Source organism: Robiginitalea sp. SC105 (assembly GCF_014243345.1).
Lineage (GTDB): Bacteria > Bacteroidota > Bacteroidia > Flavobacteriales > Flavobacteriaceae > Robiginitalea.
Window position 1 is genome coordinate 2,038,423 of record NZ_JACLZF010000001.1, and the last position, 26,118, is coordinate 2,064,540.

Genomic DNA, 26,118 nt, shown 5'->3' on the forward strand with positions numbered 1-26,118 from the left:
TTTCAGCGGGATTTCTTTTTTTTGGCGGTTGTACTTATCTTGACAGGCGCCGCCCTCCCCCTGCCGGCCATTTGTAAACTCAAACCAACTACTATTATGGAAGAAGCACAGATCTGGATCGACAAGAGCGTCGATTTTATTATGGAATTCGGCCCGCGCCTGATCGGCGCCATCCTGCTTTACTTTGTCGGGGCATGGGTTATCCGGAAAATCACCGGCGCACTGCGGCGGATGATGGAGCGGAGCAACTACGACAAATCCCTGCAACGCTTCCTGATGAACCTGATATCCTGGGGGCTCAAGGTCTTCCTGATCCTCGTCGTTATTTCCCAGCTCGGGGTGGATGTCACCACTTTCGCAGCGGCCATAGCGGCTGCCGGCCTGGCCGTTGGCCTGGCTCTTCAGGGCTCCCTGTCCAATTTTGCAGGAGGGGTGCTCATCATGATCTTCAAGCCCTACCGGATCGGGGACCTGATAGAGGCCCAGGGATTATTGGGGGTTGTCCGGGATATCGATATCCTGGCCACCAAGCTCAGTACGCCCCAGAACAAACTCGCCATTGTGCCCAATGGCGCCATGGCCAACGGAAATATCGTGAATTACACCACCCAGGGGAAGATCCGGGTAGATACCGTCGTGGGCGTGGGCTATGGAGAGGACATCCGGAAAGCCAAGGAAGTCCTGCTGGGCGTACTCACTGCCCAGGAGAAGGTCCTGAAGGACCCGGCCCCGTCCGTCAACGTGCTGGAGCTGGCGGACAGTTCCGTGAATTTTGCCGTCCGCCCCTACTGCAAACCCGAAGACTACTGGGAGGTCTATTTTGCCACCTATGAAGGGTGCAAGCTGGCGCTTGACCAGGCAGGGATCGAAATCCCCTTCCCGCATCGCGTTCAGATCCAGAAGACAAGCTGAAACGGGTTGGCAGGCCGTCAGATCCCGGTATAGGTTTCAGGCCGGATGGCCCGGAGTTCGGCCTTTAGCGCATCCGATACGTCCAGGGTGTCGATGAAGGCCGCCAGGGTATGGGCCGTAATGGCTTCATTCGTGCGGGTCAGGCCCTTCAGGGCTTCGTAGGGGTTCGGGTACCCCTCCCGCCGGAGGACCGTCTGTATGGCCTCGGCGACCACTGCCCAGTTGGCTTCCAGGTCGGCTTCGATTCGCGCAGGCTGCAGCAGGAGTTTCCCAAGGCCCTTCAGGGTTGCCCTGAAAGCGATCAGCGTATGGGCCAGGGGCACCCCGACGTTCCGCAGTACGGTACTGTCTGTCAGGTCCCGTTGCAGCCGGGATACCGGTAGCTTGGCCGAGAGGTGCTCGAAGAGGGCATTGGCGATCCCGAGGTTCCCTTCGGAGTTTTCGAAATCGATGGGGTTCACCTTGTGCGGCATGGCCGAGGATCCCACTTCCCCTTTTTTGATGCGCTGCTTGAAATAGTCCATGCTGATGTACGTCCAGAAGTCCCTGTCCAGGTCGATCAGGATGGTGTTGATGCGTTTCAGGTTGTCGAAAAGCGCCGCCATGTGGTCGTAATGCTCAATCTGTGTGGTCGGGAACGAATGGTGCAGGCCCAGCCGGTCCTGGACAAATTCCGACCCGAAGGCTTTCCAGTCTATATCCGGGTAGGCGATATGGTGTGCGTTGAAATTCCCGGTGGCACCACCGAATTTGGCGGCCTGGGGGATATGGTCCAACAGGTTTGCCTGTTCCTTCAGGCGGGTGGCGAAAACGCTGATTTCCTTGCCCAGGCGTGTAGGGGAGGCCGGTTGTCCGTGGGTACGCGCCAGCATGGGCACGTCTTTCCACTGCAGGGCGAGTTCGGCTATTTTTTCCTGCAATTCCATGAGCAGCGGGAGATACACCTCGCTTACAGCCTCCTTCAGGGAGAGCGGGATGGCGGTATTGTTGATATCCTGGGAGGTGAGGCCAAAATGGATGAACTCCTTGAACTCCTGCAGGCCCAGTTCGTCGAACCGCTGCTTGATATGGTATTCCACAGCCTTCACGTCGTGGTTGGTGGTTTTTTCGATTTCCTTCACCGCCCGGGCATCCTCCGCCTCGAAGTGCAGGTACAGGGCACGCAATTTTCCAAACACCCCCGGGTCGACCCCCTTCAATTGGGGAAGTGGCAATTCGCACAAGGCGATAAAGTACTCCACTTCTATGCGAATCCGGTAGCGGATCAGGGCAGCTTCGGAAAAATATGCCCCCAGGGCGCTTACCTTGGAATGGTAACGCCCGTCGATAGGCGAAATGGCAAATAGCGGATCGTTGGCCATGGGATTCCTGGTTTTGGAAAGGGCAAAGATACTGATTACTGCGGTTTTTCGAGTAGGTTGAGTATCTGACGGGCACGAGCCCGGTAGGCGGCTCCCTCCCGGGGGTAACTCGCGGTCAGGATGGCCTGGAGTTCCGGACGGATCCACCCGAATTCACCCCCGAACCAATACAGCGCGGCCATGCTGTAGGCTTTGGTGGCCACCTTATGCGGACCGATCAGCCAGTCGAAGCAGGTTTCCACCAGGCACTGTTTGTGAGGCGTTTCCAATGGAGGCACCTGCCCGTGCCCGGGACGGTAATACGCGGTTGCGAGCATTTCGCATATCTTGGCCATCGGCCGGATGGAAGATTCATCCCGGAGGCCGGAGAGCTCTTCAGAAAAGGAACCCAGCAACGGATAGAGCATGCCGGGCTCCTGCTTGAAAACGAATTCCACCACCCAGCAGGCCCGGGGCCCTTCTGCCTCCCGGCACTGAAGTGCAATCCGGAGCAAATCCCCGAAGAGCCCGGGCCGCTCCCGGATGTACCGCGCCATTTCCAGGCGCTTCTCACGGGTGGCATCCACATTTTGAAGCCGTTCCAGCAATTGGGAATTTAATTCCAATGGTGTATTTTAGGTCGACCAAAATCAATTAAACGTATATGAAAATAGGTAAAAAAATTGCCTGGGCCCTGCTCCTGATATTTGTGGTGATGCAGTTTATCCGCCCGGAGAAGAATGAAGATACCTCCGACCACCTGGCCGCATTCCTCTCGGAGACCAACCCGCCGGACCCGGTCTTGCATGTGATGAAGACCAGTTGTTTCGATTGCCACAGCAACCATACGGTGTATCCCTGGTACAACCAGGTTGCGCCGATAAACTATTGGCTGGCGGACCACATCGAACACGGCAAGGGCCACCTGAATTTCTCTGCCTGGACGGAATACGATACAGGGGAAAAGGATCACAAACTGGAGGAAATCTACGAAACGGTGGAATCCGGCGAGATGCCGTTGAAGGAGTATACCTGGACCCACGGCGAGGCCCGCCTGACCCAGGAACAACGCGATGCGGTGATGGATTGGGTACGGGTTACCCGGACCCGCCTTGCATCAAACGCCTTGCCAGAATAGGCAGGCCTACGGAGGCGCGCTCCGGGATGATCTCCAGGTTTTCGAAATCCCCGGGACGCACCTGGGGTGCCGGGTCGACAAAATAGATGGGGGTCCCTGTTTTCTTGTAGTGTACCAGGCCGGCAGCCGGGTACACCTGCATGGAAGTGCCCACTATAATCAGAATATTTGCCCGGGCCGTCACCTCGGCCGCCCGCTGCAACATGGGCACTGCTTCGCCAAACCAGACGATGTCCGGCCGCAGTTGGTATCCCTCCGGGCAGGTATCCCCGATCCGGATATCGGTTTCCCAGGGCAGCACCAACTGGTTCGGTCCGGTGCTCCTGGCCTTGAGCAATTCCCCGTGCAGGTGCAGCACGCGGCTGCTGCCGGCCCGTTCGTGCAGGTCGTCGACATTCTGGGTAACAATGGTGGTGCGGAAGGTCCGTTCCAGTTCGGCGAGGCTCCGGTGCCCGGCATTGGGCGCTACTTCGCGCAACTGCCGCCTGCGCTGGTTGTAAAAGTCGAGTACCAGAGCAGGGTTTCGCCGGAATCCCTCGGGGGTTGCAACTTCCTGTACATCGTGCCCTTCCCATAGCCCCCCGGAATCCCGGAACGTCCTGATACCACTGTCCGCACTTACGCCGGCACCGCTGAGGACAACCAATTCCCTCATAACTTCCCGGTGGTTGGAGCTAGCCTTCCCAGGGTATCCCCCGGGATATCTGCCGTGTCGCGCCGGGAGGCAGGCCCGGAAAGGGCAGCATGAAATTTTAGTACTTTTAGACGCATGGGGAAGGGGATGGATTTATTCAGATGAAAGATACGCATGGATATTGACCTGCTGGAATATTTGGAGGGATTTCTCACCGAGGCGCGACGGAACCGTTTCCTGGAGGTCCTCTCGTGCCGCACCCGCCATATTACGGTAGCCCTGGAAGATGTGTACCAGTTGCACAATGCGAGTGCGGTGATCCGTTCCTGCGATATCTTCGGCATACAGGATGCCCACCTGATCGAGGCGCGCTTCGGCAGCCGGCTGGATAAGAAAATCGCCATGGGCGCCCAGCGGTGGGTAGACATCCATAGGTACGACTCCACCAGGGCGTGCGTGCATACCTTGCGTGAAAAGGGCTACCGCATTGTGGTCACCAGCCCCCGCGAAGGCAGCGCGACCCCGGAGTCCCTGTCGCTGGACCAACCGGTGGCCCTATTTTTCGGCACGGAAAAAGAGGGGCTGAGCGACGCATTGCTCCAACAGGCAGACGAAGCCATACACATCCCCATGGTCGGGTTTACCGAGAGCCTCAACGTTTCCGTGGCGGCGGCCATCATCCTGCGCCAACTGGCAACCCGCCTCAGGGCATCGGGAATCCCCTGGCAGCTCACCGAACCGGAAATCCTCGAAAAGCGCCTGGACTGGACCAAAAAAACCATAAAATCCGCCCCGGACATTATCGCCCGCTACCGGAAATCCACCTGATTTTTTGTATCTTACAGTTGGGAGGATTAGCGGTTTTCCCAACCAATTTCGACCACAGACAACCAAACCTGCCAGATGATGACTTTTATCTATATCCTCGCAGCCATTCTGGTACTGCTTATCGCGCTCTACCTGATTGCCCCCGCCCGTTACGATGTATCCCGGAGCATCCGTATCGACCGGCCGCCCGGTGAAGTCTTCGAATACCTGAAATACCTGAAAAACCAGGACGAGTGGTCTCCCTGGTCCCGGCGGGATCCGGACATGAAGAAGGATTTCCGGGGGACAGACGGTACGGTGGGGGCCGTAAGCAGCTGGGAAGGGAACAAGGAGGTAGGCGCCGGGGAGCAGGAGCTGACGCGAATCGAGGAAGGCACCCGCATCGAAAGCCAGCTGCGCTTTTTGAAGCCCTGGAAATCCACCTCCGACGCCTATCTGGAAGTGGAACCTGCCCCGGGCGATGGCAGCAAGGTGCGCTGGGGCTTCTCTGGGCAGAGTGGTTTCCCCATGCGGCTTATGATGCTGGTGATCAGCATGGATAAAATGGTTGGAAAAGATTTTGAAGAGGGCCTGGCATCCCTGAAGGCAAAACTGGAGGGGGCCGGTTAGTCCGGAGGGCCCCGGTTAGTCAATAATTAAATTCATGGTTATGGAAAATAATCCTGTAGGCTGGTTCGAGATACCAGTCACCGATATGGATCGGGCCAAAAAGTTTTACGAGCAGATACTGGGCGTCGAGATCTCGGTACATGACATGCACGAACTGAAAATGGGCTGGTTTCCCATGGACCCGGGAAAGCCGGGGGCTTCCGGGTCCCTGGTTTACCATAAGGAATTCTACGAGCCGAGCGATTCCAAAGGGGTATTGATTTACCTGAATTGCGGGGACGTGGAACCGACCCTGGAATTGGTGGAGAAGGCAGGAGGGAAGGTGCTGCAGCCGAAAAAGCAGATTTCCCCGGAGCATGGCTATATGGGGTTGTTTATCGACTCGGAGGGCAACCGTATGGCCTTGCATTCGCGCAGGTAACCCGCTGATACGGCCGAAACCTTATTGGGCGGCAAGTTCCAGAAGGGCCACCGAATAGGGTGTGTCCAGCGTCGCACGACCGCCCTTTACCACGGTTTCGGTATCCGAATAGGTATCCCTCAGCCGGGTACCCTCCCCGAAAAAGCCCCGTACATAAAGGGACTTCCTGCCCTCGGGCAAATCGAGCCCGACCACGACCTTGTCCCGGTAGGCCTCGTCCGAATAGGATCGGCTGAATACATACGGCCTGCTCGAAAGTCGTTGATGCCGGCCGGCCCCGATGGCCGGGTGGCGGCTGCGAAAGCGCCCCAGTTTCTGCCAGTGTGCCAGCACCTCCTGCTTTTCCTGCAGGCTGTCCAGTTCTTCCCAGTTCATAAAGGACCGGAGGGTGGCATCCCCCACGGTCCCCGCCACGGTCAGGCTGCGGGCGGTCTCGTCCCCGTAATAGACCTGGGAGGCACCCGGCGTCAGCAGCAGGACGTTTGCCGTCCGGAAAGGCTGAGTTCGTTCCGGGTCAAAAGGGCTCCCGTCATCGTGGGAACTCAGGTAATTCAGCACGCCAAGCCCTTTCAGGTCCGAATTGAGCAGGGTGCTGTATTTGGTAAAAATGCGGTCGTACGATTGCTCCGCATCCGTTTTCAGCTCAAAATTGATCAGGCTTTTGAAGCCGTGGTCAAAATAGTCCACCTTCCGGTCGCCAAAATCGTATTCCCGCCCCCCGGAAGCCCCGTAACCATAGACCTCGCCGACCATGAAAAAGGGGGTATCGTCCAACACCTCGCCGGGATGCTTCTTCTTCCAGTTTTCAAAGGCATAGGTGGCCTCTGTGTACAGTTCGGACCAGGCGTTTTCATTCACGTGTTTCGCCGTATCCACCCGAAACCCGTCAATACCGAGGTCATTCACATAGTCCGTGAGCCATTTGATGATATAGTACCGGGGTGCCCGGGGATAGCCCGTGCGGTCGAAAAAAACCTGCAATTCGTCCAGCTCAAGGCTCAACCGGCCCTCGGACTTCCATTTGGCCAACAGAGCATCCGGCAGTACCACGGCCTCTTCGGATTCCGTGCGTACGTCGGGCAGGTTATCGACCAGGGTGCAGGCGGTCGTCGTCTCGTAGTCCTCAAAGGTGCAGGTGGGCTCCAGCCGCACCCAGGGTTCCGGCCAGGCCGGGTCCTCCTCCGTAACCGGCCCCGTGTGATTGAGCACCACGTCCATCAGGATGCGGATACCCTGGCCATGGGCCTTTTCCACCAGCTCCTCCAGTTCCTGCCGGGTGCCAAAATTCGGGTCAAGGGCGGTCCAGTCCTTGGCCCAGTACCCGTGGTAGGCATAGGTGTTGCCCGTGCCTTCGTCCGTGTCTCCGTGGACCTGTTCCACCACCGGGGTAAACCAGATTGCGTTGATCCCGAGGTCACGGAAATACCCGGATTCTATTTTCTGGGTGATGCCGGCCAGGTCGCCCCCCATAAAGCCGCGAAGCGGTCCGGTTGGGTTGGTCCGGTCGAAATGGATGTCATTTTCGGGTTGTCCATTGTTGAACCGGTCTGTAAGGAGAAAATAGACGTTGGCAGCTTCCCAGAGGAAGGGGATGCTGTCGGCCCGGGCGATCTCTTCCGTCGCTGTTGCCGGGGGTTGTTTGGTCTTCGGTTCGGGCTTGCACCGGATAAAACACACCGAAACCACCAGGATCAACAGGAGTCGTCGCATCGCAAAAGGATTTTGCCTAAAACTAAAAAATGGAAGGGGATATATAAAATTTATTTTTGGCGGTTGAGGACCTTGTACTCCTCATAGCAACTGCTGAGGGCATCGAGGATTTGCAGATCGTTTGCCGTCCGGATAAAGGAACTGGAGTAATTGCAGTTGGTGAGGATGTCCTCGATGTCGACCTTCTGCAACTGCAGGAGCTCTGTGAGCGTTTCCCTATCGAATTTGGAAGCCAGCAGATCCCGGATGCGGTCGTCTTCCTTGATCTGCCGCAGCTTGCGCATCTGCCTCGGGTGCCTCCCGAAGAGGTTCCGCAGCAGGTCCGCCGGGTTCATGATCGCCCCCAGGACCTTGGTAACGGCATTCGGGCTCTTGCTCCCGGCCTCATAGCTTACCGGAAGCCCGGAAATGCTGTACTGGTAGGCCGTGTTGATCGGCAGGTTCTTCACGTCGATTTCCAGGTAGCCCGTCAGCTGGTAAGGCTGCACCACCACCTCTTCCAGGGCATAGGCCAGCTCCGTCAGGGCGATTTCTGTTTCCTGGAATTTGAACATGTCGTTGGTGACCCGGATCTTCTGGGATTTGAATCCCAGATAGGAGAAGTACAGTGTATCATTCACCGCTGCGGGAATCGCAAAATCCCCCCGCTGATCGGTAATGGTCCCCACCACCTGGTTCAGGTTGATCACATGCACGCTTTCCAGAGGCTGGTCCGTTTGGGCGTTGATGACCTTTGCCCGAAATACTCCTTCGGGTGCCGGATCCTGGGCCCATACGCGGGGCAATGCCAGGAAAAGGAGCAGAAGGAGCAGGTAGTTTTTCATTGGGATGCCGGGAATCGGGTTGCTAAGAAAATAAAAAAAATGGCTGATTCCCAAATTTTAGCGTGGCCTTAACTAATAGAAACCAGCCCGTTTTCCGGACTTTTTGCCGCCTTTTTTCTTTTTGCCCCCGGGGCCCTTCCCCTTTTTCGGATACCCGCCTTTCTTGGAAAAGCCCCCTTTTTTGGGATATCCGCCTTTTTTGCCAAAGCCGCCTTTGTTGTATTTCTTTCCCCCTTTCGGGCGTTGCCCGCTACCCTGGGGATCCGAGGAAATTTCCACGCGGACTTCCCGCCCCTCGAATTGCACGCCGTTTACGCTTTCCATGACCAGGGGTGCCAGGGAGGCATCCGTGTTGAAAAAGGAAAAACTGTCCTTGGTCTCCACCTTGTAGATGTCGTCCTTGCCCAGCCCCGTGGCGGCCTTGAGCAGGTCCTTGAGTTGCATCCAGTCCAGCCCGTCCATCTCGCCGACATTGATAAAGAACCGCGTGCTCCCCTTATCTGCGGACTCCTCCGCGGAAGCTGCCGCCGGGTTGAGGTCCCGGGTGCTGCTGTAAAAATCGTAAAAGCGGCTGAATTCCACCGAAACCATCTTCCGGATCAGCGCATCCCGGTCCAGGCCTTCCAGGACGTCCTCGATGGCCGGCAGGTAGGCGTCGATGGAAGGATTGATTTCGGTAGACCGGATCTTGTTGGCCAGGTGGTACAACTGGATTTCGCAGATTTCCATACCGCCCGGCAGCTTCTTCTGTTCAAAAGGCCTGCCGATGATCTTTTCGATGGCCCGGATCCGGCGTTGTTCCGAACGGGTCAGGATCACCATGGAGACCCCGGATTTTCCGGCGCGCCCGGTCCTTCCGCTCCGGTGGGTATAGGTTTCGGTCTCATCCGGTAGCTGGTAATGGATCACGTGGGTGACGTCGTCCACGTCGATGCCACGGGCCGCCACGTCCGTGGCCACCAGGAGCTGCAGCTGCCTTTTCCGGAAGGCATTCATCACCAGGTCGCGCTGCTGCTGGCTCAGGTCGCCGTGCAGGGCCCCGGCGTTGTAGCCGTCCTCGATCAGTTTCTCGGCCACTTTCTGGGTATCCCGCTTGGTCCGGCAGAAAATCACCGAGAACAGGCCCGGGTTGGCATCGGCCAGGCGCCTGAGCGCCGGGTAGCGGTCCCGGCCGGTTACCATGTAGTATTCGTGGTGGACGCTGGCCACCCCTTTGTTACGGGTACCGACAGTCACCTCCTTTGGCTTGTCCATGAAATCCTTGGCAATGCGCGCCACCGGGTCCGGCATGGTGGCCGAAAACAGCCACGTGGACTTGTCGGCAGGCGTGTGCGAAAGGATATCTACCAGGTCTTCGTAGAAACCCATGTTCAGCATTTCGTCGGCTTCGTCGAGCACGCAGTATTCAATGGCAGATATATCCGCCATCCTGCGGCTGATCATGTCCTTCATCCGCCCCGGTGTCGCCACGATGATCTGCCCGCCACTTTTCAGTGCTTTTGCCTGGGTCTGGATGGAAGCGCCCCCGTATACGGAAACGATGGACAGGCCTTTGATGAATTTTGCGTAGGACTGCAGCTCAGCGGTAATCTGCAGGCAGAGTTCCCGCGTGGGGGCCAGGATAAGTGCCTGGCTTTTCCGGCTGGCCGGATCTGTCTTTTCCAGCAGGGGCAGGCCAAAGGCCGCCGTTTTGCCGGTTCCGGTCTGGGCGAGGGCTACCAGGTCGGTTTCCCCTTCCAGTAGCAAGGGGATGGTTGCCTGCTGCACGTCTGTGGGGGTTTCGAAGCCAAGGGCTTCAACTCCCTGAAGGAGCGGCTCGCTGAGCCCCAAATCTTTAAATGATGTCATAGGATAAAACTTGCTGTACAAACGCAAATAACAGGGGAGGCGATCGGATTGTTGGTGCCCCGTAAACCCGGGATTACCGGCGGTTGAAATTCGGCGGCAAAGATATCCCGAAAATTCGACATACCAACGGCAATTTATCTTTTTCTGTCCCAGGCACTTGCATCCTGCTGAAGGCCCGGTGGAAGTCCCCTACACCCGTCCTTTCAGGAAGGATTCCAGCGCCCGGAAGGCCTTCCCCCTGTGGCTGATGCGGTTTTTATCGGCCAGGGGGAACTCGGCAAAGCTCCTCCCGCTACCCGCCGGCATAAAGATGGGGTCGTAGCCGAACCCCTGGTCCCCTTTTGGTTCCCACAGGATCTCGCCCGTAACCTCGCCTTCGAAAAAATGGTATTCCCCGTCCAGGGACAGGGCAATGGCCGTCCGGAAACGGGCCCTCCGGTCGTCGCAGCCAGCCATTTCCGCCAGCAGTTTGCGCATGTTCGCGACGGCATCGGCCCGGGGTCCGGCGTATCGGGCTGAAAATACCCCGGGGGCACCCCCAAGGGCTGCCACCTCAAGCCCGGTGTCGTCGGCAAAACAGTCGTACCCGTACCTCTCGCGGACGTACTTGGCTTTCAGGCGGGCATTGCCTTCCAGGGTAGTTTCGGTTTCCGGGATCGGTTCGGAACAACCGATATCGTCCAGGGACAACAATTCGATACCTCCCGGCAACATTTTCTGTATTTCCAGGACTTTGTTGGGGTTGTGGGTGGCAAAGACCAGTTTCACGGCTAGGCGTTAATTCGTTATTGAAGCTGTGGCAAAAGTACTATTTTTGGGGATCCCCGCCCGTTATGAAAGCACTGGAATTACGCATCCCGCCCGCACTTGTCTTTTTGTCCTTTGGAGGCGCCATGTACCTGTTGGCCTTGTGGCTCCCGGTAGGGCACTTCGATTTTTTTGGCAGGCGCTGGTTGATTTATGCCCTGTCAGGCGCCGGGTTGGTGGTCATGACGGTCGCCTTGATTCAGTTTGCAATCAAACGGACAACGGTGGATCCGATGGCCCCTCGAAATGCAGGTCAATTGGTCACTTCCGGCATCTACAACTACACCCGCAACCCGATGTACCTCGCCATGCTGATGTTCCTGCTGGCCTGGGGGCTGCACCTTGAAAATGCCTTCAATACGCTGCTTGCCGCCGGGTTTGTGGGGTATATGAACCGCTACCAGATCCTTCCGGAAGAACAGGCACTGCTGGAGCGTTTCGGGGCGGCCTACCGGCAGTACTCCAAACTGGTACGCCGATGGTTTTAGGAAAATCAGGGATCCCATCCAGCAGAAAACCACTGAGAATGTAACAACCTGCCACGGCTTTGTACTACCCGTTTCATTTTGGCCGCGGCATGGAGGGGTTGCCGCAATTTCTTTTTATCTTCACGGCCTTAAACAAAAGTTGTACGTGAGCCGGAAATTCGTCTTTGATTTTGACAGCACGCTGACCCGGGTGGAGGCCCTGGACGTACTGGCCGAAATCACCCTGCACGATCGCGACGACCGGGAGGAGGTCATCCGTGAGATCCAGCACATCACCAACCTGGGGATCGACGGGGATATCTCCTTCACCGAATCCCTGGAAAGGCGAATCCGGCTGCTGGGCGCCAACAAAAAAGATCTGGAACCCCTGATAAGGGAGTTGCGCCAGAAAATTTCCCGGTCGATAGCCACCAACAAGGAATTCTTTGAAAAGTACGCATCGGATATCTATGTGATCTCCTGTGGTTTCAAAGAGTTTATCGACCCGATAGTCCGGGAGTACAATATCCCGGAAGAACGCGTATTCGCCAACACCTTTGAATTCGATGAGCAGGGAAATATCATCGGGTTTGACACGGCCAATGTCCTGGCCACCCACAATGGGAAGATCGAGTGCCTGAAGGCGCTTGGCCTGGAGGGGGAGGTACAGGTCATCGGCGACGGATACAGCGACTACGTGATGCGTGAAGCAGGGATCGCCCACAAATTCTTTGCCTACACCGAGAATGTCCACCGCGAAAAAGCGGCCCGGAATGCGGACCACATCGCACCAAACCTAGATGAATTTTTATTTGTAAACGATTTGCCACGAAATCTATCCTACCCCAAGAACCGGATCAAGATCCTGCTGCTGGAGAATGTCCACCCGGCAGCTTTTGAAAACCTCGCCGAAGACGGATTTTCCGTTGAGCTTGTCAAACACAGCCTTTCCGAGGAAGAGCTGATCGAAAAGATAAAGGGGGTCCATGTACTTGGGATCCGCTCCAAAACAAGGGTTACCAAAAAGGTGCTGGACGCTGCAGACAAATTGCTGATCGTCGGGGCCTTCTGCATCGGCACAACCCAGATAGAGCTGGAATACGCCCGCAGTAAGGGGGTCGTTGTCTTTAACGCCCCCTACAGCAACACGCGGAGCGTGGTAGAGCTGGCCATAGGAGAGATCATCATGCTCATGCGCAGCATTTTCCCCAGAAGTACCGAGATCCACAACGGCCAATGGAATAAAACTGCCGCGAATTCCAGGGAAATCAGGGGGAAGAACCTTGGAATCGTGGGGTATGGGAATATCGGCAAGCAATTATCCGTACTGGCAGAAGCCATGGGAATGCGGGTTTACTATTATGATGTGGACGAACAACTTGCATTGGGGAATGCCGTAAAGTGCCAATCCCTCGAAGACTTGCTGGGGGTATCTGACGTGGTGACCCTCCATATTGACGACAACCCGGCCAACCGGAATTTTATAGGGGAACGGGAACTTTCCCAAATGCGCACCGGGGCGCACCTGATCAACCTTTCCCGGGGGTTTGTGGTGGACATCCCGGCCCTGGTCGCCGCCCTGAAATCAGGGAAACTTGCCGGGGCGGCCATAGACGTCTACCCGGAAGAACCTGCCAGCAACGGCGCCTTCGAGACCGAGCTTCGCGGCCTGGAGAATGTGATCCTTACCCCGCACATCGGGGGAAGCACAGAAGAAGCCCAACGGGATATTGCGGATTTTGTCCCGAATAAAATCATGGACTATATCAATACAGGGAATACGGTGGATGCCGTCAATTTCCCGAACATCCGGCTGCCCAAGCAGCAGAGTGCCCACCGATTCCTGCATATACACAAGAACGTACCGGGCATCATGGCGCATATCAACAAGATCCTGGCCTCTTATGATATGAACATCATCGGCCAGTACCTGTCCACGGAACCGGAGGTGGGGTATGTAATCACCGACCTCGACCGGGAATACAACAAGGCAGTCATCAAGGAGCTCAAGGCGATCGAGCACACGATCAAGTTCCGCGTGCTCTATTGAGCAGCCCGCCCGATCCGGAGGAAAATATCATGGCGGCCCTCCCGGGTCAGGTTGCCCCCCCAGATGGTTTTCAACCGCCCGATCCATTCGGGTACCGGGTCGTCCTCCGTACGCAGCAGGTGCTGTGTAGCCGACCAGGAGTAGAGGTAGCCCGCAATGTCTTCCAGGCCTAATTCACGCCGGATGGTATAGGTTGCGGGCAGGGTCAGTTCCTCCCAGGGAAAGGGGAGGTTGGCGTAACCGGCTTCCACATACGTTCGCTCCGGTTCCCAGTAGGGCCCCGTTACCTCCCGGTAAAATCGGTCCAGCCAGGCATCGGTCCGGGGCTCCACCCGCAGGAGCCCGTAGCCCCAGACGGCCAGGATGCCGCCCGGGCGCAGCAACCTCCGCGCTTCCAGGTGGAATTGGGGGATATCGAACCAGTGGATGCCCTGGGCTACAGCGATCAGATCAAAGCTGTCATCCGGGAATCCGGTGGCTTCCGCACGTTGCCGGCTGTAGGTAACCCCGGGGCTTGCGGGGGCTCGCTTCAATTGTTCTTCACTGATGTCCACGGCATCCACCGACTCGAAATAGGTTGCAAGGGCACGGGCAACCTGCCCGTTGCCAGTTGCGCAGTCCAACGCCCGTCCACGGCCTGGTGCCAGGGCTGCGATATCCTGAAGCAGGCGCGCCGGGTAAGAGGGCCGGAACCGGCGGTAATCGGCTGCCTGATCCGAAAAAAGGTCCTTGGGTTGCTTCATTTGCGTACAGGTTTCATCGGGTTTCCGGGAATTCAGTCATTGTGGTACGGGTCTCCCCTCAGGATTGAAAAACCGCGGTAGAGTTGCTCCACCGCGAGCAACCGCACTACCTGGTGATTGTATGTCATCCTGGACAGGCTCACCAGGGCATCGGCCCGTTCCCGGACCGCCCCGTCAAACCCGAAGGCCCCGCCGATTACCAGTACAAGCCGTTTCGGGCCGGCATTCATGCACTTCTGCAGGCGACTGGCAAAGCCCCGGGAGGTGTATTCCCGGCCTTTCTCATCCAGGAGCCAGACGGCATCCTGCGGCTGCAGGGCTCTCAGGAGCAATTCCGCTTCCCTTTGCTTTATTACAGTGGGGTCCGGTTTCCCCTTCAGGCGGATGTCCGGTATGATTTCCACCTTAAAAGGGATATAGCGGCCAATCCTCCTGGAAAAGTCCCCGATAAGGGATTCCAAAGGGGCGGAATCGGTTTTGCCGATAGCCAGCAGGATCACTTTCATCTATCAAAAATACGCTTTGCCGCCGAATTTGGGAAACGCCTGCCCCGCTTCCCGGGAAGGAATCGATTCGGCCCCTAAGTATCAGGCCAACCCACCACAATTTGTTACTTTAGTGGCAGAAACGCCAAGCATGATATCCGCCGAGAAATTCCAGCAGGAAATAGACCGCATCATCCAGATGTCCCTCGAGGAAGACATCGGGGACGGCGACCACAGTTCCCTTGCCTGCATCCCCGAAAGCGCCTCGGGAACCGCGCGGTTGCTCATAAAGGACAAAGGAATTTTGGCCGGGGTGGATTTTGCCTCCCAGGTATTCAGGGCGGTGGACCCCGGCCTGCAGCTGGAGGTATACCTGCCCGATGGCGCGTCCGTGACCCGCGGGGATACGGCTTTTCAGGTGCAGGGTTCCTCCAGGAGCATCCTCAAGGCGGAACGCCTGGTACTGAATGCCATGCAGCGGATGAGCGCCATTGCCACCAAGACACGCAGATACGCAGATCTACTGGAGGGGACCGGCACCAGGATACTCGACACCCGGAAGACCACCCCGGGGATCCGCGCCCTGGAAAAATGGGCCGTGCGGATCGGGGGAGGTACCAACCACCGGTTTGCCCTCTACGACATGATCATGCTCAAGGACAACCATATCGATTTTGCCGGGGGGATCACGGCAGCCATCCGGAAGACCCGGGAATACCTGGAGGCGACCGGGAGGGACCTGAAGATTATCGTCGAAGCCCGGAACCTGGCAGAGGTGGACGAAATACTGGAATCCCAGGGTATCCACCGGATCCTGCTGGATAACTTCAACTATGCGGATACCCGGGAGGCCGTCCGGCGCATCGGGGACCGTTGCGAAACCGAATCCTCCGGGGGCATCAATGAACAAACCCTCCGGGCCTACGCCGAATGCGGCGTGGATTATATCTCCTCCGGGGCACTTACCCATTCGGTCCACAACCTGGACCTTAGCTTAAAGGCTGTTTAGATGGGGCAAACGATCGAGGAAAAGCTGGAAAGGATCCCGATAATACGTTGGGTGGTTTTTGCCCTGAAGCGGGTGCAACTCCGGGCCTTCGAGGGGCTCTCCCTTTACGACCTGATTGCCATGTACACCAAGGGGATCATCCGCGGGGCACTGTCTACAAGGGCCAGTGCGATTTCCTTCAGCCTGTTCCTGGCCATTTTCCCCCTGCTGATCTTCCTGGTGACCCTGATCCCCTTTGTCATTCCCCTGGTTAGCGTGGGGAACAGCAATTTCGACGCCCAGTTCCTGAGTTTCTTGGAGGCGTTCCTGCCCCGGGCAACCGGCGAGTATTTTACGGAAGTCTACCAGCAGATACGCGACCAGAAACAGGGGGGGCTGGTTTCCTCTGCCTTCATGCTTTCCATCCTGCTGATGGCTAACGGCGTAAACTCGATCTTCGCCGGCTTCGAAAACAGCTACCACATCGAACTGACCCGTAATTTCTTCAAACAGTACGCCTATGCGACCTTCGTAGGGCTGATCCTGTCCCTACTCCTGATCGTCGGGGCTGTGTTCTATGTGTATTTTGAATTTTACGTCCTGGGGTACCTGACGGATTTTACGGCCCGCAACAGCGGCGTGGTCCTGGATGAAGGGGAAATCCTGGGGGTGCAGGTGGGCAAGGTGCTCTTTTTAATCCTGCTAACCTACCTGACCACGGCCATCCTCTACTATTTCGGGACGGCAGAGGGAAAACAGGCAAAGTTTTTTTCTTACGGCGCGCTGATGACCACCCTGCTCATCCTGCTCACCTCCTACCTGTTCGGCGTTTATATTGACAATTTTGGGCGTTATAACGAGCTGTATGGCGCCCTGAGCGGCCTGCTGATCCTGATGATCTATATCTGGATCAACTCCAACATCCTGTTGCTGGGGTTCGAACTCAACGCGACGCTCAACTACCTGCACAAAAGCTACGAACGGGATGAATAGCACGGGGTCCGGACCAGCCGGTGCACCGCCGGAGACCCCTGCCGCCCGGGAGGGAGGATCCGGGCGTTTTGTGGAAGTCCTGCTGCCATTGCCCCTGGAGCGGAATTATACCTATGCGGCGGGCCCGGGCGAAGGCTATTCCCTGGAACCCGGGACCCGGGTCGCTGTCCCCTTTGGAAAATCGAAGTTGTACACCGGGCTGGTCCTGGGGGTCCACGATAACCCGCCGGAGGCCTATGAGCCCAAGGAAATCTACCGGGTACTGGACGAAACCCCCCTGGTAAGCCCGGGTCAGATCCGGCATTGGCGCTGGATTGCCCAGTATTATATGTGTACCCTGGGGGAGGTTTTCCGCACTGCGGTCCCATCGGTTTTCCTGCTGCAAAGCGAAACCCGGGTGGTCCTGCGGGAGGGCAGCCGCCCCGACCAGGAGGACCTGGACGATACCGAGTTCCTCATCCTGGAAGCCCTGGAGCACCAACCCGTATTGTCTGTCAGTGAGATCAGCGATATCGTGGACCGCAAGCACGTGCTCCCCATTTTAGACCGGATGATTGCCAGGAAAATCCTGATCCTCCAGGAGAAGCTGCAGGAGGGATACAAGCCCCTGCGGGCCCGGTACATCCGCCTGCACCCGGATTTCGAAGACGAGGAGGCCCTGTCTGAACTGATGGACTCCCTTAGCCGGGCCCCCAAACAATCGGGCCTGATCCTGCACCTTTTCCAGTTGCGGGAGGGCACCGACAAACCCATCCGTAGCAAGGCGCTGCAGGAGCGGTCGGGCGTTTCACGCGCTATCCTCAAGGCATTGATCGACAAGGGCATCCTGGAGGAATATTTCCTGGAGGAAGACCGGGTCACCTACGAAGGGGAGGCCCCCACGGGCAATCTCCCCGAACTGAACCCCGGGCAAACGGAGGCGCTTTCGGGCATCCGACTCGGGTTGGATGCCGGCCGTCCGGTGCTCCTTCACGGGGTAACCTCCTCCGGGAAAACGGAGGTATACCTGCGGCTGATTAAGGAGATCGTTCAGGCAGGCCGCCAGGTGCTTTACCTGGTACCGGAAATCGCCATCACGGAGCAGCTGGTGCGCCGTCTGCAGCGGGTCCTGGGACACCGGGTGGTCGTCTTCCATTCCCGCCACAGCATGCAGGAACGGGCGGAACTCTGGTATCACGTTCAGGCCGGTCAGGAAAAGGCTTCCGTGGTCCTGGGCGCGCGTTCGGCACTTTTCCTTCCCTTTGCGGACCTCGGGCTGATTGTCGTGGACGAGGAACACGAGAATACGTACAAGCAATTCGACCCGGCCCCTCGTTACCATGCGCGGGATGCCGCCATCGTACTTGCGCAGCAGGCGGGGGCCCGGATCGTGCTGGGATCGGCCACCCCCAGCATCGAGAGCTACCACAATGCCCGGTCGGATAAGTACGCCTATGTGCGGATGGACCGCAGGTACGGGAACGTGCTCCTGCCTGAAATGGAACTGGTGGACCTGTCCGAGCAATTCCGTAAAAAAAAGATGAAGGGGCATTTTTCCGAGCGCCTGCGGGAGGAGGTTTCAGCGGCGCTGTCCGAACGCCGGCAGATCATCCTCTTCCAGAACCGGAGGGGCTATGCGCCCATAGTGGAATGCGCCAGCTGCGGGCATGCCCCGCAGTGCAGGAACTGCGATGTCAGCCTGACCTATCACCAGCACCGTAAGGAATTGCGCTGCCACTACTGCGGCTTCCACCGACAGCTGGAAACCACCTGCGAAGCCTGCGGCAATGCGACCCTCGATACCAAGGGCTTCGGGACGGAACAGGTCGAATCCGAACTGGCTGAATTATTCCCGGAGGCCCGGTGTTCCCGGATGGACCTGGACACTACCCGGGGGAAACACGCATACGGCCGGATTATCCAGGCCTTTGAAGCCCGGGAAACGGATATCCTGGTGGGGACACAGATGCTGACCAAGGGGCTGGATTTCCGGAATGTAGGGCTGGTTGGCATCATGAATGCAGATTCCCTGCTCAACTTCCCCCATTTCCGCGCCCACGAGCGCTGCTACCAGCTGCTGACCCAGGTAGCCGGGCGCGCGGGCCGCACGAGGGAGCGCGGGAAGGTGATCATCCAGACCTACAACCCGCACCACCAGATCCTCAAACAGGTTTCAACAGGATCTTACGAAGAAATGTATGCAGACCAGGTGTATGAAAGGGAGCAATTCGGTTACCCGCCCGCCCTTCGCATCATAAAAATCACCTTCCGCCACCGGGAGTACAACCGGGTAGGGGACGGGGCGGCCTGGTTTGCCAAATCCCTCCGGATGCATTTTGGCAAGGATGTGCTGGGACCGGAGTTCCCGCCGGTGGCCCGTATCCGGAACCAGTACCATAAAAACATCCTCTTAAAGATCCGGCCCGGCCAGGGACTGGCACAAACGAAAAATAGCATTAAAAGAATCGAGGCGTCCTTTAATGCTATTTCGCAATTCAGAAGTATTCGTGTTATCTATAATGTAGACTACATTTAATTACACATTGCTGAGGGCCTCCGCGAGTTCCGTCTTCTTGTTCCGGCTCAGCGGGATGGACCTTCCGCTCACTTCCACGTTTTTGCTGTTGAATTTCTCAATCTTCTCCAGGTTGACGATATAGGATTTGTGGATCCTCAAAAATTTGTCTTCCGGCAGCTGTTTTTCAAATGCCTTCATGGTGGAGAGGATCACGATATTCGCCTCGTCGGTTACCAGTTTGATATAATCCCCGAGGGCTTCGATCCACTTGATGTCGTTGAGGATGACCTTGCGCTTTTTGAGGTTGCTTTTTACAAAGATGTGCTCCTCGTCCTCATTGACCTTGTGCATTTGCTCGAACTTGGCCACCGCGCGTTTCACGGAGGCGTCAAAGCGCGCCATGGTAATGGGTTTGTGCAGGTAATCGGTGACGTCGTAATCAAACGCCTTGAGGGCGTAATCCGGTTTTCCGGTGATCAGGATCACCTGAGGGCGGTTTTCCAGGGATTCCAGAAGGTCGAAACCGTTGATGATCGGCATCTCCACATCGAGGAAAATCAGGTCAATTTCGTTGTTTTTGATGCCGTTTTTGGCTTCGATCGCATTGCTGTACTCGGCAACCAGGGCTAAATTTGGATGATTATTCACCAATTTCGCAACCGCCATTCGTTGCATTGATGAATCGTCAACCACAATACTCCGTAGTTTCATAAATGGTTGATTTGTGGGGTTAAATCGTGAGCAAAGTTCTTAAAAGCCAGCGGTATCCACAACAAAAGTTGTAAACATGGTGTGAATTACTGTATAACTTGCAAACGACATTCTTAACTATTGATTTGGGTTTAGGTTAAGCTGTTGTTTTTAATCCTTCCTAGCTATAACGAACTTTTTTTTGATTTCTTGTAAATAGCCCAAAGAATTCTTACTTTTGCGCTCCTTAAATAATATCTATATATGAACCATTACGAAACTGTTTTCATTTTAAATCCCGTTCTATCTGACACCCAGATAGAGGAAACAGTTAAGAAATTCGAGAATTTCTTGACCAAGAATGGTGCCAAGATGGTCTCCAAGGAGAATTGGGGACTCAAGAAACTGGCCTATCCCATTCAGCACAAAAAGAGCGGATTTTACCATCTGTTCGAGTTCACGGCTCCCGGCGAGGTCATTGGCCCGTACGAGCAGGAGTTCAAGAGGGACGAGCGCATCATGCGCTTCCTTACCGTGAAGCTCGACAAACACGCCGTCGCATGGGCGGAAAAACGCCGTAACAAATTAAAAGCTAAAGCCTAAGGATATGGCCACACTGCAACAACAGGCAAAAGGAAAAAAAGACGGGGAGATCCGGTATCTGACTCCGCTCAACATTGAAACCACCAAGGACAAGAAGTACTGCCGCTTCAAGAAGTCCGGGATCAAGTACATCGATTACAAGGATCCGGATTTCCTGATGAAACTGGTAAACGAACAGGGCAAGATCCTGCCGCGCCGGCTTACAGGGACCTCCCTGAAGTACCAGCGCAAAGTAGCGCAGGCAATCAAGCGTTCGCGCCACCTGGCGCTGATGCCCTATGTTGGTGATTTATTAAAGTAAACCGAAGGAATCATGGAATTGATACTCAAAAAAGACGTAGAGAACCTCGGCTTTAAGGACGACCTGGTATCCGTCAAGAACGGCTATGGTCGGAACTACCTGATTCCGCAGGGAATGGCGGTACTGGCAACCCCTTCCGCCAAGAAAGTACTGGCAGAAGACCTGCGCCAGCGCGCCCACAAGGAGAAACAAGCCATCGAGGCGGCCGAAAAGACCTCCGAAGCCCTGAAGGCACTGGAAATCAAAATCACCGCCAAGGTTGGTGAGGCTGACAAGCTCTTTGGCTCGGTTACCAATATCGACCTGGCTGCTGCCCTTGAAAAGGAAGGCCACACCATCGATAAGAAGTACATCAGCATCAAGGGAGGCGCCATCAAGCGCGCCGGTCCCTATGAGGCCGAAATCCGGCTGCACCGCGAGGTACAGTTAGAGTTTGCCTTTGAGGTGGTACCCGAACAGAACTAAGCCGGAACGGCTTGAGCATCTAAGTCCATCCCGGCCAACGGGGTGGACTTTTTTTATGAAACCCGGGACCCCACGGGGACCCGTATCCCGAAACCCAAACCGAATCAATGCGATGAAATACGAGCGCCTGACCCGCGAACAACTCGAAGAACTGCACCCGGAATTCATCAACTTCCTGGCGACCCAGTCCATTACCGCCGAGGAGTGGTCCCGGATCAAGGAGGAGCAGCCCGGGGTGGCCGAAGAGGAACTGGACGTCTTCAGCGACCTGGTATGGGAAGGTGTGCTGACCCGGGTGGCCTATATGGAGAACATCGCCCAGCAGCAAATGCACCTCTTCCACCTGACCGAAAAGGAAATGAAACTCATTTCGGTGAAGGTGATGAACCCGGACATCGACCTGAGGACCCCTGAGGGGTTTGGCTGGTTCAAAAAGAACTGGCAATCCGATTTCGTGGAATACCTCACGGCCTCCAAGGCGTATACGGACGACCCGAATGCCGACAAATTCGAACTGGTGCGGCAGGGCGCGGTCATTACCAGGGGGGACCTCTACCGCTGGTTCGACCAGGTCATCGAAAACTAGCACCGGCACTGGCATCCTGAGGCCTTTCCGTTATATTTGCAGCAGCTCAAGGCGCAATTATGGCACAGAAACCATCCATCCCCAAGGGAACCCGCGATTTCAGCCCGCAGGAAGTAGCGAGGCGCAACTACATCACCGGTGCCATCCGCGAGCAATTTGAGCGCTTCGGCTTCCAGCCCATCGAGACGCCGTCCTTCGAAAATTACGACACCCTGATGGGGAAATACGGGGAGGAGGGGGACCGGCTGATTTTTAAAATCCTGAATTCCGGGGACTACCTGAAAAAGGTGGATGAATCGGCCTGGAGCGAGAAGGATGTCGTCAGGTTGACGCCCCAGTTGAGCGAAAAAGCCCTCCGCTACGACCTTACCGTCCCGTTTGCCCGCTATGTGGTGATGCACCAGAACGAAATCGAATTCCCCTTCAAGCGGTACCAGATACAGCCCGTATGGCGGGCGGACCGGCCCCAGCGCGGCCGATTCCGGGAATTTTACCAGTGCGATGCGGATGTGGTGGGCGCCCCGGGGATCGTGCAGGAACTGGAATTCATCCAGCTGTACGACCGGGTCTTTGCGTCCCTGGGCCTGGAAGGGGTGACCATCAAGCTCAACCACCGGAAGGTGCTCAGCGGCATTGCCGAAGTTATCGGGGCGGGGGACCGGCTTACTGATTTCACCGTGGCCCTGGACAAGCTCGATAAGATCGGTCGGGATAAGGTGGAGGCCGAAATGGCCCAGAAAGGAATTTCCCCCGATTCCATCCGCAGGGCAGCGCCCCTGTTCGAGATGCAGGGGAGTACCTCGGAACAGCTCGGGGCCCTGAAAAAACTGCTCGCGGGATCTGCGGCGGGCAGGGAAGGCGTTGGGGAACTGGAGGAAATCCTCGCCCAAACGGAAGCGCTCGGCCTGCGGGCAGCGACCTGTCAGTTGGACGTCACCCTGGCACGCGGCCTGAATTATTATACGGGGACCATCTTCGAGGTGGCCGCACCGGAAGCCGTAAACATGGGCTCCATCGGGGGCGGGGGGCGGTATGACGACCTCACGGGCATCTTTGGCCTCAATGACGTTAGCGGGGTCGGGATATCTTTTGGCCTGGACCGGATCTACCTGGTCATGGAGGAACTCGGCCTCTTCCCGGAGACACTGGACCGGGCCCTGGATGTTTTCTGCATCAATTTCGGTGAGGAAGAGGCACGGGAGGCCCTCAAACTGGTCATGCGGCTGCGGTCCCGCGGCATCCGGGCCGACCTGTACCCGAACGATACCAAGGTAGGAAAGCAGTTTAAATACGCGGACAAGCGCGAAGTTCCCTATGTCGTGCTGATCGGGGACGAGGAACTCCGGGCGGGGCAGTTTACCGTCCGGGACATGCGCAAAGGGGAACAGCGTTCCTATCCGCTGGAGGCGTGGTCCGATTTTGCGGACAGCCTGGAGCCCTGATCACAGCCGCTTTTTGATCTCACGGATGATTGTTCCGTAGTATTTCGGCCCATGGGGCACATAACTGCCCGGGCGAGCGAGGCCCCAGGCCTCTTCGGCAAGCCGGGTGTAGGGCATGAGTCTGAGCGCAGCCACCTCCTCTTCCTGGGGGCGCAGTTGGTTCAGGGGGGAGTTTAACCTGCAGAGGAACACGTGGTTGAATTCCCGGTCGCAAATGCCGCCGGGGTGCTGCCGGTCGGAAGGGAATACACCTATCGCTTCCAGGGCAGTTGGGGGCACCTCCAGGCCAATTTCTTCCCGGATTTCCCGCAGGGCACCTTCCCGTATGGTTTCCCCGGCATCGATATGCCCGGCCACCGAGACGTCCCAGAGGCCCGGGTCCGTGGCTTTTGTTTCGCTTCTGCGCTGCAGCAGGATTTCCCCGCGGTCTGTGTAAAACCAGACATGGGCCGTGGGGTGCCAGAGGCCTTGCCGGTGGGCTTCGGACTTCAGGGCCGTTTGCCCCGTCGGTTCCCCGTCCGCCGACCAGATGTCCACGAGCTCGTCCACGGTTTAGTCAAAGTAGCTGAACGTTTCCCCTTCCTCAATGGTGAGCAGCGTTTCGTAGATCAGCCGGATCACATTGGCCACATCTTCCTTCTGTACCATCTCCACGGTGGTGTGCATGTAGCGCAGTGGAAGCGATATGAGGGCAGAGGCAACACCGCCGTTGCTGTATGCAAAGGCGTCCGTATCCGTGCCAGTCTGGCGGGAGGCCGCCAGGCGCTGGAAGGGGATATTGTGCTTCTGGGCCGTTTGGAGGATGCGCTCCCGCAGCTTGTTCTGCACCGCCGGGGCGTACGAAATAACGGGGCCTGCCCCGATTTCGGTATGGCCTTCCTTTTTCTTGTCGATCATCGGGGTGGTGGTGTCGTGGCAGACATCCGTGATGATGGCCGCATTCGGACGGATCCGCTGGGTGATCATTTCCGCCCCCCTCAGGCCGATTTCTTCCTGAACGGAGTTGGTCACATACAGCCCAAAGGGGAGTTTTTTCTTGTTTTCCTTCAGCAGGCGGGCCACCTGGGCAATCATAAAGCCACCTGCCCGGTTGTCGATGGCCCGACATACGAATTTGTTGTCGGCCAGGACCTGGAAGTTGTCCGGGTAGGTGATCACGCAACCCACATGGACCCCCATCTTTTCTACGGCCTCCTTGTCCTTGGCTCCGATATCGATAAAGATATTTTCCAGCTTGGGCGGTTCTTCTTTTGATTTGTCCCGAGTGTGGATGGCCGGCCAACCGAAGATGCCCCGGACAATCCCATTTTCCGTGTGGATGTTCACCCATTTGGAGGGGGCGATCTGGTGGTCGCTGCCGCCATTGCGGATGACGTAGATGAGCCCGTTGTCCGTAATGTAATTCACATACCAGGAAATTTCGTCCGAGTGGCCTTCGATGACCACCTTGTAAGGGGCATCCGGGTTGATTATGCCAACTGCCGTGCCATAGGTGTCTGTTATAAAGGTGTCCACATAGGGCTTGAGGTAGGACATCCAGATTTTCTGGCCTTCCCATTCATACCCGGTAGGGGAGGCGTTGTTGAGGTATTTTTCAAAGAATCCCAGGGATTCCGGAGTTAGGATGCTGTCAGCGTTCATGTAGTTGTCTTTGCTGCAAACTTAGCAATATTCACTTTTATTTAATACTTAAGGCATCGCTTTATCGTTACTTTTGGCAAGGCCTTTGATCGATTAGATATATGTGCAAGACCTATCCCATCGCACTGCTTTGTTTCCTGCCTTTGGGACTCTTTGGCCAGGTAGACGAGCAACCGCTGGACTCGGTGGAGGAGCAGATGATCATCCTGGAAGGGGATTCCATTTTCCGCAATTCCATCGAACTGGATGAGGTATATATCTTTGGCAAGCTCAAATTCGATTCCTACGACGATAAACTTCGTTATCTGATCCTCAGGCGGAAGACCCTGAAGGTGTACCCCTATGCCAAACTCGCATCGGAACGCCTGGTCGAACTGAACAGCCGGCTGGAAAACATCACTTCAAGGCGGAAACAGAAGCGGTATACCAAGATCGTACAGCGGTTCATCGAGGATGAATTTGCAGCTGAGCTCAAGAAGCTCACCCGCACGGAAGGTCAAATTTTGGTCAAGCTGATCTACCGGCAGACCGGGATCACCGCTTTTGACCTGGTCAAAGAGCTCCGGAGCGGGTGGCGGGCATTCTGGTACCAGACCACGGCAAGCCTTTTCGATATCAGTATCAAGGAGGAATTCCACCCGGAAAGCATCCATGAGGATTACCTGATCGAGGACATCCTGCAGCGGGCCTTTGCGGGTAATATCCTGGAGCGCCAGAAGTCCGTGCTGGATTACGACTACGCAACGCTGACCAACCAGTGGAACGGCTCCAAAAAGAAGGATAATTAGTTGCAGGGTTCTTTTTTTTCTGCTATCTTAGTAAGCCTTTTTTTCAGGTTCTTTCCAGCAATTTTCTCGTTCTAAGAGGGTTAGCCGGGAGGCCGGAAAAAAGAAATAATTTTTACGCATTTATGTGATTGTTTTTAAAAAAAGCATTCTATATTTGCACCCGCTTTCGGGGTAAACCTGAGGGTGAATAAGCAAAAGAGAGTTCATTGACATATTGACAGACAGCGTAGCTTCTGTTCGGGGAGGTCGGCCGAAAGGCGTGATTTCCTGATAACGGATAGAAGTGATTGTACAAAAAATAAATAAAC

28 protein-coding genes are annotated in these 26,118 nt (G+C 56.4%); 16 read left to right on the plus strand and 12 right to left on the minus strand.

Going from position 1 to position 26,118, the window contains the following annotated elements:
* Nucleotides 1-96: 96 nt before the first annotated feature.
* Nucleotides 97-912 (plus strand): mechanosensitive ion channel family protein, encoded by an 816-nt coding sequence (locus H7F20_RS08970; RefSeq protein ID WP_185785746.1) that lies wholly within the window; start codon nt 97-99, stop codon nt 910-912.
* 17 nt (nt 913-929) lie between these two features.
* Here H7F20_RS08970 and purB read toward each other — a convergent pair whose 3' ends face one another.
* Both purB and H7F20_RS08980 read right to left on the minus strand, forming a co-directional pair.
* The gene (purB, locus tag H7F20_RS08975; RefSeq protein WP_185785747.1) at nt 930-2,273 is read right to left on the minus strand and encodes an adenylosuccinate lyase; all 1,344 of its coding nucleotides are present in this window, start codon (nt 2,271-2,273) and stop codon (nt 930-932) included.
* Nucleotides 2,274-2,308: 35 nt separating this feature from the next.
* Nucleotides 2,309-2,878: an adenylosuccinate lyase gene (locus tag H7F20_RS08980; RefSeq protein ID WP_185785748.1), complete on the minus strand. Its 570-nt coding sequence runs from the start codon at nt 2,876-2,878 to the stop codon at nt 2,309-2,311.
* A gap of 38 nt (nt 2,879-2,916) precedes the next feature.
* Here H7F20_RS08980 and H7F20_RS08985 point away from each other — a divergent pair, with 38 nt between their 5' ends.
* On the plus strand, nt 2,917-3,390 hold the full coding sequence (locus H7F20_RS08985; RefSeq protein WP_185785749.1) for a heme-binding domain-containing protein: 474 nt from the start codon (nt 2,917-2,919) through the stop codon (nt 3,388-3,390).
* Here the strand turns inward: H7F20_RS08985 and H7F20_RS08990 are convergent.
* Nucleotides 3,350-4,045, minus strand: a complete 696-nt coding sequence (locus tag H7F20_RS08990; RefSeq protein WP_185785750.1) for an NAD-dependent deacylase — start codon at nt 4,043-4,045, stop codon at nt 3,350-3,352. The genes H7F20_RS08985 and H7F20_RS08990 overlap by 41 nt on opposite strands.
* A gap of 153 nt (nt 4,046-4,198) precedes the next feature.
* Between H7F20_RS08990 and H7F20_RS08995 the strand changes: the two genes are divergently transcribed.
* From H7F20_RS08995 to H7F20_RS09005, 3 genes are all read left to right on the plus strand, one after another.
* Nucleotides 4,199-4,852, plus strand: coding sequence for an RNA methyltransferase (locus tag H7F20_RS08995; RefSeq protein WP_185785751.1), 654 nt, complete (start codon nt 4,199-4,201; stop codon nt 4,850-4,852).
* Nucleotides 4,853-4,930: 78 nt separating this feature from the next.
* A complete protein-coding gene (locus tag H7F20_RS09000; RefSeq protein ID WP_185785880.1) occupies nt 4,931-5,461 on the plus strand; it encodes an SRPBCC family protein in 531 nt (176 codons plus the stop codon).
* Nucleotides 5,462-5,501: 40 nt separating this feature from the next.
* A complete protein-coding gene (locus H7F20_RS09005; RefSeq protein WP_185785752.1) occupies nt 5,502-5,882 on the plus strand; it encodes a VOC family protein in 381 nt (126 codons plus the stop codon).
* 21 nt (nt 5,883-5,903) lie between these two features.
* On the opposite strand, the gene H7F20_RS09010 is transcribed toward H7F20_RS09005, so the two are convergent.
* The 4 genes from H7F20_RS09010 to H7F20_RS09025 all read right to left on the minus strand — a co-directional run bounded on the left by H7F20_RS09010 (nt 5,904) and on the right by H7F20_RS09025 (nt 11,032).
* Nucleotides 5,904-7,592 (minus strand): alpha-amylase family glycosyl hydrolase, encoded by a 1,689-nt coding sequence (locus H7F20_RS09010; RefSeq protein WP_185785753.1) that lies wholly within the window; start codon nt 7,590-7,592, stop codon nt 5,904-5,906.
* Between the two features lie 50 nt (nt 7,593-7,642).
* Entirely contained in the window at nt 7,643-8,416 is a 774-nt protein-coding gene (locus H7F20_RS09015; RefSeq protein ID WP_185785754.1) for a carboxypeptidase-like regulatory domain-containing protein, read from the minus strand.
* A 72-nt stretch (nt 8,417-8,488) separates the two neighbouring features.
* Entirely contained in the window at nt 8,489-10,264 is a 1,776-nt protein-coding gene (locus H7F20_RS09020) for a DEAD/DEAH box helicase (protein WP_185785755.1), read from the minus strand.
* A gap of 189 nt (nt 10,265-10,453) precedes the next feature.
* Nucleotides 10,454-11,032, minus strand: a complete 579-nt coding sequence (locus H7F20_RS09025) for a non-canonical purine NTP diphosphatase (protein WP_185785756.1) — start codon at nt 11,030-11,032, stop codon at nt 10,454-10,456.
* Nucleotides 11,033-11,097: 65 nt separating this feature from the next.
* Here H7F20_RS09025 and H7F20_RS09030 point away from each other — a divergent pair, with 65 nt between their 5' ends.
* Both H7F20_RS09030 and serA read left to right on the plus strand, forming a co-directional pair.
* Nucleotides 11,098-11,559, plus strand: a complete 462-nt coding sequence (locus H7F20_RS09030) for an isoprenylcysteine carboxylmethyltransferase family protein (RefSeq protein WP_185785757.1) — start codon at nt 11,098-11,100, stop codon at nt 11,557-11,559.
* 145 nt (nt 11,560-11,704) lie between these two features.
* Nucleotides 11,705-13,588: a phosphoglycerate dehydrogenase gene (serA, locus tag H7F20_RS09035; RefSeq protein WP_185785758.1), complete on the plus strand. Its 1,884-nt coding sequence runs from the start codon at nt 11,705-11,707 to the stop codon at nt 13,586-13,588.
* On the opposite strand, the gene H7F20_RS09040 is transcribed toward serA, so the two are convergent.
* Nucleotides 13,582-14,331, minus strand: coding sequence for a class I SAM-dependent methyltransferase (locus H7F20_RS09040; protein WP_185785759.1), 750 nt, complete (start codon nt 14,329-14,331; stop codon nt 13,582-13,584). The two genes, serA and H7F20_RS09040, sit on opposite strands and share 7 nt — an antisense overlap.
* A 32-nt stretch (nt 14,332-14,363) precedes the next feature.
* Complete coding sequence (locus H7F20_RS09045) at nt 14,364-14,837, minus strand: 23S rRNA (pseudouridine(1915)-N(3))-methyltransferase RlmH (protein ID WP_185785760.1); 474 nt, start codon at nt 14,835-14,837, stop codon at nt 14,364-14,366.
* Between the two features lie 130 nt (nt 14,838-14,967).
* On the opposite strand from H7F20_RS09045, the gene nadC reads away from it, so the two are divergent.
* Genes nadC through priA form a run of 3 tightly spaced genes read left to right on the plus strand, consistent with a single transcriptional unit; the run spans nt 14,968 to nt 19,312 of the window.
* The gene (gene nadC, locus H7F20_RS09050) at nt 14,968-15,825 is read left to right on the plus strand and encodes a carboxylating nicotinate-nucleotide diphosphorylase (RefSeq protein WP_185785761.1); all 858 of its coding nucleotides are present in this window, start codon (nt 14,968-14,970) and stop codon (nt 15,823-15,825) included.
* The gene (locus H7F20_RS09055; protein ID WP_185785762.1) at nt 15,826-16,797 is read left to right on the plus strand and encodes a YihY/virulence factor BrkB family protein; all 972 of its coding nucleotides are present in this window, start codon (nt 15,826-15,828) and stop codon (nt 16,795-16,797) included.
* Nucleotides 16,790-19,312, plus strand: coding sequence for a primosomal protein N' (priA, locus tag H7F20_RS09060; protein ID WP_185785763.1), 2,523 nt, complete (start codon nt 16,790-16,792; stop codon nt 19,310-19,312). Before H7F20_RS09055 ends, priA begins: the two co-directional genes overlap by 8 nt.
* Here the strand turns inward: priA and H7F20_RS09065 are convergent, their stop codons facing one another.
* The gene (locus tag H7F20_RS09065; protein ID WP_185785764.1) at nt 19,313-20,005 is read right to left on the minus strand and encodes a LytTR family DNA-binding domain-containing protein; all 693 of its coding nucleotides are present in this window, start codon (nt 20,003-20,005) and stop codon (nt 19,313-19,315) included.
* 243 nt (nt 20,006-20,248) lie between these two features.
* On the opposite strand from H7F20_RS09065, the gene rpsF reads away from it, so the two are divergent.
* From rpsF to hisS, 5 genes are all read left to right on the plus strand, one after another.
* A complete protein-coding gene (gene rpsF, locus H7F20_RS09070; RefSeq protein WP_185785765.1) occupies nt 20,249-20,587 on the plus strand; it encodes a 30S ribosomal protein S6 in 339 nt (112 codons plus the stop codon).
* Between the two features lie 4 nt (nt 20,588-20,591).
* Nucleotides 20,592-20,888 carry a 30S ribosomal protein S18 gene (gene rpsR / locus H7F20_RS09075; protein WP_185785766.1) on the plus strand — a complete coding sequence of 99 codons (297 nt, stop codon included), beginning with the start codon at nt 20,592-20,594 and terminating at the stop codon, nt 20,886-20,888.
* Between the two features lie 12 nt (nt 20,889-20,900).
* A complete protein-coding gene (rplI, locus tag H7F20_RS09080) occupies nt 20,901-21,353 on the plus strand; it encodes a 50S ribosomal protein L9 (RefSeq protein ID WP_185785767.1) in 453 nt (150 codons plus the stop codon).
* Nucleotides 21,354-21,465: 112 nt separating this feature from the next.
* Nucleotides 21,466-21,939, plus strand: a complete 474-nt coding sequence (locus H7F20_RS09085; RefSeq protein ID WP_185785768.1) for a DUF6495 family protein — start codon at nt 21,466-21,468, stop codon at nt 21,937-21,939.
* Between the two features lie 59 nt (nt 21,940-21,998).
* Entirely contained in the window at nt 21,999-23,381 is a 1,383-nt protein-coding gene (hisS, locus tag H7F20_RS09090; RefSeq protein WP_185785769.1) for a histidine--tRNA ligase, read from the plus strand.
* Here the strand turns inward: hisS and H7F20_RS09095 are convergent, their stop codons facing one another.
* Complete coding sequence (locus tag H7F20_RS09095; protein ID WP_185785770.1) at nt 23,382-23,930, minus strand: NUDIX domain-containing protein; 549 nt, start codon at nt 23,928-23,930, stop codon at nt 23,382-23,384. It abuts the gene before it with no gap.
* A gap of 3 nt (nt 23,931-23,933) precedes the next feature.
* Nucleotides 23,934-25,022, minus strand: coding sequence for a M42 family metallopeptidase (locus tag H7F20_RS09100; RefSeq protein ID WP_185785771.1), 1,089 nt, complete (start codon nt 25,020-25,022; stop codon nt 23,934-23,936).
* Nucleotides 25,023-25,123: 101 nt separating this feature from the next.
* Here H7F20_RS09100 and H7F20_RS09105 point away from each other — a divergent pair, with 101 nt between their 5' ends.
* Entirely contained in the window at nt 25,124-25,810 is a 687-nt protein-coding gene (locus H7F20_RS09105; protein WP_185785772.1) for a DUF4294 domain-containing protein, read from the plus strand.
* Nucleotides 25,811-26,118: the final 308 nt, after the last annotated feature.

What these genes read in the sequence shown, in the direction of transcription:
- priA (WP_185785763.1), top strand. Translation starts at nt 16,790, where the DNA reads ATGAATAGCACGGGGTCCGGACCAGCCGGTGCACCGCCGGAGACCCCT.
- H7F20_RS08970 (WP_185785746.1), top strand. Translation starts at nt 97, where the DNA reads ATGGAAGAAGCACAGATCTGGATCGACAAGAGCGTCGATTTTATTATG.
- purB (WP_185785747.1), bottom strand. Translation starts at nt 2,273, where the DNA reads ATGGCCAACGATCCGCTATTTGCCATTTCGCCTATCGACGGGCGTTAC.
- hisS (WP_185785769.1), top strand. Translation starts at nt 21,999, where the DNA reads ATGGCACAGAAACCATCCATCCCCAAGGGAACCCGCGATTTCAGCCCG.
- H7F20_RS08985 (WP_185785749.1), top strand. Translation starts at nt 2,917, where the DNA reads ATGAAAATAGGTAAAAAAATTGCCTGGGCCCTGCTCCTGATATTTGTG.
- H7F20_RS08990 (WP_185785750.1), bottom strand. Translation starts at nt 4,045, where the DNA reads ATGAGGGAATTGGTTGTCCTCAGCGGTGCCGGCGTAAGTGCGGACAGT.
- H7F20_RS09085 (WP_185785768.1), top strand. Translation starts at nt 21,466, where the DNA reads ATGAAATACGAGCGCCTGACCCGCGAACAACTCGAAGAACTGCACCCG.
- H7F20_RS09020 (WP_185785755.1), bottom strand. Translation starts at nt 10,264, where the DNA reads ATGACATCATTTAAAGATTTGGGGCTCAGCGAGCCGCTCCTTCAGGGA.
- rpsF (WP_185785765.1), top strand. Translation starts at nt 20,249, where the DNA reads ATGAACCATTACGAAACTGTTTTCATTTTAAATCCCGTTCTATCTGAC.
- H7F20_RS09100 (WP_185785771.1), bottom strand. Translation starts at nt 25,022, where the DNA reads ATGAACGCTGACAGCATCCTAACTCCGGAATCCCTGGGATTCTTTGAA.
- H7F20_RS09005 (WP_185785752.1), top strand. Translation starts at nt 5,502, where the DNA reads ATGGAAAATAATCCTGTAGGCTGGTTCGAGATACCAGTCACCGATATG.
- H7F20_RS09045 (WP_185785760.1), bottom strand. Translation starts at nt 14,837, where the DNA reads ATGAAAGTGATCCTGCTGGCTATCGGCAAAACCGATTCCGCCCCTTTG.
- rpsR (WP_185785766.1), top strand. Translation starts at nt 20,592, where the DNA reads ATGGCCACACTGCAACAACAGGCAAAAGGAAAAAAAGACGGGGAGATC.
- H7F20_RS09055 (WP_185785762.1), top strand. Translation starts at nt 15,826, where the DNA reads ATGGGGCAAACGATCGAGGAAAAGCTGGAAAGGATCCCGATAATACGT.
- nadC (WP_185785761.1), top strand. Translation starts at nt 14,968, where the DNA reads ATGATATCCGCCGAGAAATTCCAGCAGGAAATAGACCGCATCATCCAG.
- H7F20_RS09000 (WP_185785880.1), top strand. Translation starts at nt 4,931, where the DNA reads ATGACTTTTATCTATATCCTCGCAGCCATTCTGGTACTGCTTATCGCG.
- rplI (WP_185785767.1), top strand. Translation starts at nt 20,901, where the DNA reads ATGGAATTGATACTCAAAAAAGACGTAGAGAACCTCGGCTTTAAGGAC.
- H7F20_RS09010 (WP_185785753.1), bottom strand. Translation starts at nt 7,592, where the DNA reads ATGCGACGACTCCTGTTGATCCTGGTGGTTTCGGTGTGTTTTATCCGG.
- H7F20_RS08995 (WP_185785751.1), top strand. Translation starts at nt 4,199, where the DNA reads ATGGATATTGACCTGCTGGAATATTTGGAGGGATTTCTCACCGAGGCG.
- H7F20_RS09030 (WP_185785757.1), top strand. Translation starts at nt 11,098, where the DNA reads ATGAAAGCACTGGAATTACGCATCCCGCCCGCACTTGTCTTTTTGTCC.
- H7F20_RS09065 (WP_185785764.1), bottom strand. Translation starts at nt 20,005, where the DNA reads ATGAAACTACGGAGTATTGTGGTTGACGATTCATCAATGCAACGAATG.
- H7F20_RS09040 (WP_185785759.1), bottom strand. Translation starts at nt 14,331, where the DNA reads ATGAAGCAACCCAAGGACCTTTTTTCGGATCAGGCAGCCGATTACCGC.
- H7F20_RS09015 (WP_185785754.1), bottom strand. Translation starts at nt 8,416, where the DNA reads ATGAAAAACTACCTGCTCCTTCTGCTCCTTTTCCTGGCATTGCCCCGC.
- H7F20_RS09105 (WP_185785772.1), top strand. Translation starts at nt 25,124, where the DNA reads ATGTGCAAGACCTATCCCATCGCACTGCTTTGTTTCCTGCCTTTGGGA.